Genomic DNA, 3,116 nt, shown 5'->3' on the forward strand with positions numbered 1-3,116 from the left:
GGAAATCTCGTCGGCAGCGTCAGATGTGTAGAAGAGACAGATACTTTGCAGCAGCAGTTGCCTTTTCAAAGCCGGCAGCATAGGCCTTCTCGTTCAGCTCCAGAAATGCCTCAGGCACGCGGGAGAGAACAGCCTTCAAGCCGTTTTCACGGGAGACCACACCGGTCAGCGCAATCATTGCACCCAGGGCAACGATGTTGGCAACGATTTCGCGGCCCACTTCGTTCTTGGCAGTGTTAATGATGTTGAAACCAACCTTTTTGAAACCACCTTCAGGCAACTTGGTAACCAGATCGGTGTCATACAGCAGGATACCGGTATCCTTCAGATCTGCACTATACTTGTCGCAGGCCTCCTGGGTAAGAGCCAGCAGGGCATCAACCTTGGTTGCCTTGGGGTAGTCAACAGGCACATCATCGATGATGACCTCAGACTTGGAAGCACCACCGCGAGCCTCAGGGCCATAGCTCTGGGACTGAACAGCTTGCTTACCTTCATGGATGGAAGCTGCCTCGGCAAGGATGATCCCCGCAGTGATCAGACCTTGTCCGCCGGCGCCGGAAAAACGTAATTCATACCTGGCCATCTATCTTCTCCTTTTTCAGAGTAATTATTACTTGTTGCCGCCAGCACGCTCAATAACCTTAGCGTACTCCTCGCAGTACTCAGGACGCTCAACCTTGTGCAGAACACCGGTCAGCACCTTACCCTGCAGTTGCTCGGCAGTCATCTTCTCGGCAGCCTTCACCGGTACGGCAACTTCCTTCAGACGGTTCATCATCTCAATAACCGACTTGTACTTGTTACGACGACCATAGGTAGTGGGGCAGTCATCCAGGATCTCAACCACAGAGAAGCCTTTGTGCTGAATGGCTTCAGTAATCAGCTTGTCAATCTGGTTGGCATGGAAAGCAGTACCACGGGCAACAAAGCTTGCACCGGCACCGATAGCCAGTTTGGCAATATCGAAGCCTGGGTCAGGGTTGCCGTAGGGAGTGGTGGAAGCCTTGTGGCCAGTAGGCGTACAAGGAGAGAACTGACCACCAGTCATGCCATAGATATAGTTGTTCAGGATGATGTAGGTCATGTTGATGTTACGACGGCAGGCGTGGATGAAGTGGTTACCACCAATGGCAGTACCATCGCCATCGCCGCCAACCAGGATCACGTTCATCTCTGGCTTGGCCATTTTAACACCGGTTGCAAAGGCAGCTGCACGGCCGTGTGCGGTGTGCAGGGTGCAGCAATCAATGTAGCCAGGCAGACGGGAAGCACAACCGATACCGGATACGATGGCGGTCTCTTCCTTCACCAGATTAAGGGTATCCATAGCGCGGATCAGGCCCTTCATAACAATACCGTGGCCGCAACCAGGGCACCAGATATGGGGCAACTTGCCCGGACGGATAAATTTTTCGTAATCAAAAGCCATGGTTACTTAACCTCCTTCATCTTCTCAAGGATCTGCTCGGGGTTGATCGGCTCGCCGTCAACACGGTTGATCCCGAGGATCTGAGCCTTGCCTTGTGCGCAACGCTCTATCTCAAGGCTACACATACCCAAGTTCATCTCAGGTACAATGAAGCCTTTAACCTTGTCGGCCAGGGCCTTGATCTGCTTGTCCGGGAAGGGCCAGAAGGTCTTGATCCGGAACATGCCAACCTTAATCCCCTGCTCACGGGCCTCGTTTACTGCGTAGCGAGCAGAACGGGAGGTGGAGCCATAGGCAACAACACAGATTTCAGCATCGTCAAGCATAAACTCTTCAAACTCAACGATTTCATCAATATTAGCAGTAACCTTACGCACTTGACGCTCTTCCTCAGCCTGGACGTACTCAGCTTTGGTGGTGGGGAAGCCGTCCGGCAGCTTGTTCAGACCGGTTACGTGGAACTTGTAACCGGAACCAAAAGCAGCCAGAGGAGGCACATCACCAAACTTGGTGTCATAAGGCTTATACTCGGAAGGAGGTACTGAAGGGGCAGTACGATCAATTATTTCCAGTTCGCCCGGCTCACGGAATTCAATCCGCTCACGCATGTGAGCAACGATCTCATCAGGCAGTACGTGTACCGGCATACGATACTTCTCTGCCAGGTTAAAAGCACGAACGATCATGTCGTAGGTTTCCTGCACAGAAGCAGGCATCAGGGCGATGGTGGCGTGGTCGCCGTGGGTACCCCATTTTGCGCACATAACGTCAGACTGTGAAGGGCCGGTAGGCATACCGGTTGATGGACCGCCCCGCATAACGTTGTACACAACGCAAGGGATCTCAGCAATACAGCCATAGCCGATCAGTTCCTGTTTCAGGGACAGACCGGGGCCTGAAGTAGAGGTCAGAGCTTTTTGACCAGCCAGTGCACCACCCAACAGGGCAGCCATAGCGCCGATCTCGTCTTCCATTTGAATGAACTTACCGCCTATTTTAGGCAGTTCAATGGACAGCACCTCCGACACTTCGGTGGAGGGGGTAATGGGGTAACCAGCGAAGAACTTGCAACCGGCATACAGTGCGCCGTGGGCAGCTGCCTCGTTACCTTGTAAAAAACCGACTTTTTTTGACACTTTGAAATCCTCCCGTCTTATTATTCGGCGTGAACTTTGATGGCAAAGTCAGGGCAACGCAGTTCGCACTGCATGCACTTGATACACTTGTCCAGATCCTTGACAGAAACGACAAAACCTTTCATTTCAAGAACCTTGGTGGGACAGAACTCCACACAGATGTGGCAGCCCTTACAGTACTTCTCGATAATCTCAATACGTGGCAGCTTCTTTTCTTCAGACATCGGCTCAACTCCTTCTATCCGTATTCGGAGGTGTGAAATAAAGGCTCTTGATGCGGCAAGAGAAGGGCGGCTTATACACCACCCTTCTCTTGCAGGCACTACAGAGCCTGTAAAAGGCGAATTAACCTTTCAGAATGCTGTCAAGGCTGTCAACCAGACCTTTTACTGCTGCAACAGACTTATCCATCATGGCCTGCTCGGTGGCATCCAGCTTGAACTGCAGAATCTTTTCTACGCCGTTTGAACCCAACACTGCAGGTACACCAACATAGTAGCCGTTTACGCCGAACTCACCGTTCAGCAGGCAGCAGGCAGGCAGTACAC

The 3,116-nt window shown here is 52.2% G+C and carries 4 protein-coding genes and 1 pseudogene; all 5 read right to left on the minus strand.

The window, feature by feature from the left end; genetic code table 11:
- Positions 1-19 precede the first annotated feature (19 nt).
- Positions 20-586 carry a 2-oxoacid:acceptor oxidoreductase family protein gene (locus tag OEL57_RS15725; protein WP_300741775.1) on the minus strand — a complete coding sequence of 189 codons (567 nt, stop codon included), beginning with the start codon at positions 584-586 and terminating at the stop codon, positions 20-22.
- 27 nt (positions 587-613) lie between these two features.
- Positions 614-1,432, minus strand: a complete 819-nt coding sequence (locus tag OEL57_RS15730) for a 2-oxoacid:ferredoxin oxidoreductase subunit beta (RefSeq protein WP_300741777.1) — start codon at positions 1,430-1,432, stop codon at positions 614-616.
- Between the two features lie 2 nt (positions 1,433-1,434).
- Entirely contained in the window at positions 1,435-2,568 is a 1,134-nt protein-coding gene (locus tag OEL57_RS15735; RefSeq protein ID WP_300741779.1) for a 2-oxoacid:acceptor oxidoreductase subunit alpha, read from the minus strand.
- A gap of 20 nt (positions 2,569-2,588) precedes the next feature.
- Positions 2,589-2,792 (minus strand): 4Fe-4S binding protein, encoded by a 204-nt coding sequence (locus OEL57_RS15740; RefSeq protein ID WP_300741780.1) that lies wholly within the window; start codon positions 2,790-2,792, stop codon positions 2,589-2,591.
- A 121-nt stretch (positions 2,793-2,913) separates the two neighbouring features.
- A pseudogene (locus tag OEL57_RS15745) lies at positions 2,914-3,116 on the minus strand (malate dehydrogenase); the annotation flags it as partial.

The organism is Trichlorobacter sp. (assembly GCF_030247655.1).
In the GTDB taxonomy this organism is placed as follows: Bacteria; Desulfobacterota; Desulfuromonadia; order Geobacterales; family Pseudopelobacteraceae; genus Trichlorobacter.

Excerpts from the sequence above, each read along its gene's own strand:
- OEL57_RS15725 (WP_300741775.1), bottom strand. The coding sequence starts at position 586 with ATGGCCAGGTATGAATTACGTTTTTCCGGCGCCGGCGGACAAGGTCTG.
- OEL57_RS15730 (WP_300741777.1), bottom strand. The coding sequence starts at position 1,432 with ATGGCTTTTGATTACGAAAAATTTATCCGTCCGGGCAAGTTGCCCCAT.
- OEL57_RS15740 (WP_300741780.1), bottom strand. The coding sequence starts at position 2,792 with ATGTCTGAAGAAAAGAAGCTGCCACGTATTGAGATTATCGAGAAGTAC.